This is a genomic window from Micromonospora sp. I033 (genome assembly GCF_053890995.1).
In genome coordinates this window covers 1-5,494 of record NZ_JBSSLX010000300.1, presented here as the reverse complement: position 1 = coordinate 5,494, position 5,494 = coordinate 1, and the positions used below count along the sequence as shown (strand labels likewise).

Annotated in this window: 4 protein-coding genes; 2 read left to right on the top strand and 2 right to left on the bottom strand. The window is 72.0% G+C overall.

Translation table 11 applies throughout. The annotated features are described in order from the left end of the window. The first annotated feature begins 179 nt into the window (after positions 1–179). Entirely contained in the window at positions 180–884 is a 705-nt protein-coding gene (trmB, locus tag ACW0Q9_RS28820) for a tRNA (guanosine(46)-N7)-methyltransferase TrmB (RefSeq protein ID WP_456186644.1), read from the top strand. Between the two features lie 47 nt (positions 885–931). Then, the gene (locus ACW0Q9_RS28815; protein WP_456186642.1) at positions 932–3,436 is read left to right on the top strand and encodes a DEAD/DEAH box helicase; all 2,505 of its coding nucleotides are present in this window, start codon (positions 932–934) and stop codon (positions 3,434–3,436) included. A 59-nt stretch (positions 3,437–3,495) separates the two neighbouring features. Here ACW0Q9_RS28815 and ACW0Q9_RS28810 read toward each other — a convergent pair whose 3' ends face one another. Both ACW0Q9_RS28810 and ACW0Q9_RS28805 read right to left on the bottom strand, forming a co-directional pair. After that, positions 3,496–5,139 carry a peptidase gene (locus tag ACW0Q9_RS28810; RefSeq protein ID WP_456186640.1) on the bottom strand — a complete coding sequence of 548 codons (1,644 nt, stop codon included), beginning with the start codon at positions 5,137–5,139 and terminating at the stop codon, positions 3,496–3,498. 83 nt (positions 5,140–5,222) lie between these two features. Continuing rightward, positions 5,223–5,494, bottom strand: a 272-nt coding sequence (locus ACW0Q9_RS28805; protein ID WP_456186638.1) for a hypothetical protein, incomplete at its 5' end; no start/stop codon positions are given.

The window sequence follows — 5,494 nt, the reverse complement described above, 5'->3', positions numbered from 1 at the left end:
CGGTGCACGCGGCGGCCGCGACCAGCAGCGCCGCACGTCCCGTGACTGACCCCATGACCCCTCCCGGCACCCGCGCGACGGTGGCGGGCCACCCGTCCTGCCGTACGGGATGAATCCTCTCACCCCCGGCCGCACATCACATCCGATCCGCCGCACCGGTCGCGTACGCTCGGGTCGCTGTGACCTCCACCGACTTCAGCGCCGCGCCGCCGGCCCACGCCGCCCGTATCCGCACCTTCCACCCGCGTCGTGGGCGGATGAGCGACCGGCAGCGCGACGCGCTGGTCCGGCTCTGGCCCGCGTACGGCCTGGAGATCGACGACCTGGACGGGCCGTGCGATCCGACGGCGCTGTTCGGACGGCGGGCGCCGCTGGTGCTGGAGATCGGCTCCGGCATGGGCGACGCCACCGCGGCGATGGCGGCCGCCGACCCGGACCGACACTATCTGGCGGTAGAGGTGCACACGCCCGGAATCGCCAACCTGCTCGAACTGGTCGAACGGCACGGCCTGGACAACGTCCGGGTCGCCAAGGGCGACGCGCTGGACCTGGTCCGGGCCATGCCGGAGGGCTGTCTGGACGCGGTGCACGTCTTCTTCCCCGACCCGTGGCCGAAGGCCCGCCACCACAAGCGGCGGATCATCCAGCCGGCGCACGTGGCGCTGCTGCGCTCCCGGCTGGCCCCCGGCGGGACGCTGCACTGCGCCACCGACTGGGCCGAGTACGCCGAGTCGATGCGGGAGACGCTGACCGCCGACCCGGAGCTGGTCGACGTGCACGGCGGCTTCGCGCCGCGCCCGGCGCACCGGCCGGTGACGAAGTTCGAGCGGCGCGCGCTGACCGCCGGGCGGGAGATCTTCGACCTGATCCACCGGCGGCGCTGAACCCGGTTGGCGCGGCGGCCCATGATCCAGGCACGATGGGAGCCGCCATGACTCTCACCGCCGCGCTGCCGAAGAGCGCCGACCCCGACACCCTCTACGACGCGTTCGCCGGCTGGGCGTCCGAGCGCGGCCTCGACCTCTACCCCCACCAGGAGGAGGCGGTCATCGAGATCGTCTCCGGCGCGAACGTGATCATGAATACGCCGACCGGCTCGGGCAAGAGCCTGGTGGCGATCGCGGCGCACTTCGCGGCGCTGGCCGACGACCGGACGACCTTCTACACCGCGCCGATCAAGGCGCTGGTCTCGGAGAAGTTCTTCGCGCTCTGCGAGGTCTTCGGCGCGGAGAACGTCGGCATGCTCACCGGCGACGCCAGCGTCAACGCCGACGCCCCGATCATCTGCTGCACCGCGGAGATCCTGGCCAACCTGGCGCTGCGCGAGGGCTCCCGGGCCGACGTCGGCCAGGTGGTCATGGACGAGTTCCACTTCTACGCCGAGCCGGATCGGGGCTGGGCCTGGCAGGTGCCGCTCATCGAGCTGCCGCAGGCGCAGTTCGTCCTGATGTCCGCCACGCTCGGCGACACCACCCGCTTCGTGGACGACCTGACCCGGCGCACCGGCCGGCCGACCGCCGTCGTCTGCTCGGCCGAGCGGCCGGTCCCGCTCCTCTTCTCGTACGCGATGACGCCGCTGCACGAGACCCTGGAGGAGCTGCTGGCGACCAAGCAGGCCCCGGTCTACGTCGTGCACTTCACCCAGGCCGCCGCGCTGGAGCGCGCCCAGGCGCTGATGAGCGTGAACGTCTGCACCCGGGCCGAGAAGGACATGATCGCTCAGGCCATCGGCAACTTCCGATTCACCTCCGGCTTCGGCAAGACGCTGTCCCGGCTGGTCCGGCACGGCATCGGCGTGCACCACGCCGGCATGCTGCCCAAGTACCGCCGCCTCGTGGAGACCCTGGCCCAGGCCGGGCTCCTCAAGGTCATCTGCGGCACCGACACGCTCGGCGTCGGCATCAACGTGCCGATCCGCACCGTGCTCTTCACCGGCCTGTCGAAGTACGACGGCACCCGGACCCGGCTGCTCAAGGCCCGCGAGTTCCACCAGATCGCCGGCCGGGCCGGGCGGGCCGGCTTCGACACCCTCGGCCGGGTCGTGGTGCAGGCCCCCGAGCACGTCATCGAGAACGAGAAGGCCCTCGCCAAGGCGGGCGACGACCCGAAGAAGCGCCGCAAGGTGGTGAAGAAGAAGCCCCCGGAGGGTTCGATCGGCTGGGGCGAGCCGACCTTCCAGCGGCTCGTCGAGGCCGAGCCGGAGCCGCTGACCTCCAGCTTCCAGGTCAGCCACTCGATGCTGCTCAACGTCATCGGCCGCCCCGGCGACGCGTTCGCCTCGATGCGGCACCTGCTCACCGACAACCACGAGGACCGGGCCGCCCAGCGCCGGCACATCCGCCGGGCCATCGCCATCTACCGCGCGCTGCGTGCCGGCGGCGTGGTCGAGGAGCTGCCCGAGCCGGACGAGCAGGGCCGCCGGGTGCGGCTCACCGTCGACCTCCAGCTCGACTTCGCGCTCAACCAGCCGCTCTCCCCGCTCGCCCTGGCCACCATCGAGCTGCTCGACCGGGAGTCCCCGTCGTACGCCCTGGACGTGCTCAGCGTGATCGAGTCGATCCTGGACGACCCGCGCCAGGTGCTCTCCGCGCAGCAGTTCAAGGCCCGCGGCGAGGCGGTCGCCGCCATGAAGGCCGAGGGCATCGAGTACGAGGCCCGGTTGGAACTCCTCGACGAGGTGACCTGGCCGAAGCCCCTCGCCGAGCTGCTGGAGTCGGCGTACGAGATGTACCGGCAGGGCCACCCCTGGGTCGCCGACCACCAGCTCTCCCCGAAGTCCGTGGTCCGCGACATGTACGAGCGGGCCATGACCTTCCCCGAGTACGTCCAGTTCTACGGCCTGTCCCGCTCCGAGGGGCTGGTGCTGCGCTACCTGGCGGACGCGTACAAGGCGCTGCGGCAGACCGTCCCCGAGGACGCCAAGACCGAGGAGCTGGTCGACCTCATCGAGTGGCTGGGCGAGCTGGTCCGCCAGGTCGACTCCAGCCTGATCGACGAGTGGGAGCGGCTGCGCAACCCGTCCGACGTGGCGGAGGTGGCCGCATCGCTGGACGACCGGCCGCCGGCGGTCACCCGCAACGCCCGGGCGTTCCGGGTGCTGGTGCGCAACGCGCTGTTCCGCCGGGTCGAGCTGGCCGCCCTGCGCCGCTGGGACCTGCTCGGGGAGCTGGACGCCGAGCACGGCTGGAACGCCGACGCGTGGGCGGACGCGCTGGAGCCGTACTTCGAGGCGTACGACTCGATCGGGGTGGGGCCGGACGCGCGCGGGCCGGCGCTGCTGATGATCGAGCAGGGCCGGGACAAGTGGTCCGTACGCCAGATCCTGGACGACCCGGAGGGCGACCACGACTGGGGCATCAGCGCCGAGATCGACCTCGCCGCCTCCGACGAGACGGGCGCGGCGGCCGTGCGGATCATCGACGTCGGCCAGCTCTGAACTCGCTCACGCCGGCGGGGGTGGGCCGGAGACCGGCCCACCCCCGCGGCGTCAACGGGTCAGTCGCGCGGGGTCTGGAAGGCCACGCGGCGACGACGGAACATCACGAACAGCACGGCGCCGAGCGCCAGGACGGCCGCACCGGCACCAGCGAGGGCGGCGGCCGGGGCACCGGTGACCGGCAGGCCACCTCCGGAGCCACCGCTGCCGTCACCGGAGCCGCCGTCACCGGAGCCGCCCTCACCACCGGTGATGACGATGCGGGCGGTGTTGTTCGCGGGGTTCGACTCGGTGGAGGAGGTCGCACCGTCGACCACGATCGTGCCGTCGGCGCCCGGCGCTGACTTGATCTTCAGCTTGACGGTGGCCTTGATCCGGCCGTAGCCGGAGGCGACGCTGGGGAACTCGCTCTCGAAGTTGCAGCGCAGCTTCGCCGACTCCGGCAGCTGCTTGCCCGGCGTGCCGTCGGTGTAGCACCACTCGGCGGGCAGCAGCACCGTGCCGCTCGGCGCGGTGATGACGACGCCCGGGCCGCCGCCGTCGGACGGGCCGTTGTTCACGACCTCGTACGCGAGGTCGACCGTCTGACCGACGGCGCCCTTCACCGGCGGGACGGTGACGGCGACGTCGAGCGTGTTCTTCTTGGTCCAGAACTGGATGTCGGCGTAGTTGTCCGACTCGTCGAGCTCACGCTCCACGACGGACCGCTTGGCGAGGCCCGCCTGCACTGCCTTGGCGTGCAGCTTCTCGGCGGCGGAGGCGAACGACGGGCCGTTGCCCTTGGTGGCCGCGACCTTCTTCGCCGCCTCCGCCTCGCCGGCCAGGGCCGTGCTGAAGGCGGCGTAGTTCTCGGCCGGACCGGGCAGGTTGCGGCCGAACGTGATGTTGAACAGCGACGCGCCGGTCTCGTCGTCGAACAGCAGCAGCCCCTCGCCGGGCTTGAGCGTCAGCGGCACCGTGCAGGTGACCTGGCTCGGCCCGTACACGTAGGGCGCGCCGGTGTCCTTCGGGTAGTAGTCGACGTAGGTGCAGTCGCTGTACCGCTCGACGAAGGTGGCGCCGGTGGGCAGGTCGACCCGGACCGTGAAGTCCGTCGCCGGGCTGTCGCCCTCGTTGAGGACACCGCTGTAGAGCGGGACGCGGTCGCCCGCGCCGACCGGGTGCGCCTTGTCGTTCAGGTTGTCGGCGGCGGCGACCAGGTCGGGGCCCGACGCGACCACGGTGACCGGGAACGAGGTGGTGTTGTCGCCGGGGTTGGCGTCGTCCTCCGCGCCGGCGATGGTCACCGTCACCGAGCCCGCGTCGCCGGGCGTGGCGCCCGTGCGGCTGGCCAGCGACACCGGGTAGACGTTGGTGACCTGCCCGGCCGCGAGACTGCCGACCGTGCAGGTGACCTTGGCGTCGGCGAGCTTGCAGGTGTCGTCCCAGTCCGACACGGAGGCGGTCACCGCGTCGGAGAGCTTGCTCAGGTCAAGGGTGACGGTCACCGCGGTCGCGTCGGCTTCGCCGTAGTTGTAGACGTACATGCCGACGGTGGTGCCGCTGTTGTCGATCTCCGCGACGGGCTCGCGGTCGAACGAGACGAAGAGGTCGGGCAGCGCGTCCGCCGCGTGGGCGGGGGCGGAGAAGCCGACCAGCGCGGTCGTCGCCAGCACCGCCGCGCCGACGGCGAGCCGGGGCCAACGGGCCGTGAGGGATGTCATGTGTGCTCCGGAAGAGAACGAAGGAAGCCCGCACTCTAGTGGACGTTCAGCAACCGCGATGCCCCGTGCGACGAGGCGCACCACTAGCTGCCGTACGAGCAGAAGGGGGGCGGGTCGTCCGGGTCCTTCGGGATGCCCAACGTCGCGCAGTCGAACGCGCTGCCCGCCCCGTGAATCCGCCAGCCGCGGCCCGGGTCGTAGCGGAACAGGTACATGCCGTCGCCCTGCTGGCCCCGGTCCCAACCCGTGGCCCAGCCCTTCCAGCACCCCACGGTGTCCGGGGTGGTCCGGTAGCCCTCCGGCAGGCCGGGCACGCGATCCAGAGTCGCCGCCGTGACCGGGCAGCCGCCCTCGG

Excerpts from the sequence above, each read along its gene's own strand:
- ACW0Q9_RS28810 (WP_456186640.1), bottom strand. The coding sequence starts at position 5,139 with ATGACATCCCTCACGGCCCGTTGGCCCCGGCTCGCCGTCGGCGCGGCG.
- ACW0Q9_RS28815 (WP_456186642.1), top strand. The coding sequence starts at position 932 with ATGACTCTCACCGCCGCGCTGCCGAAGAGCGCCGACCCCGACACCCTC.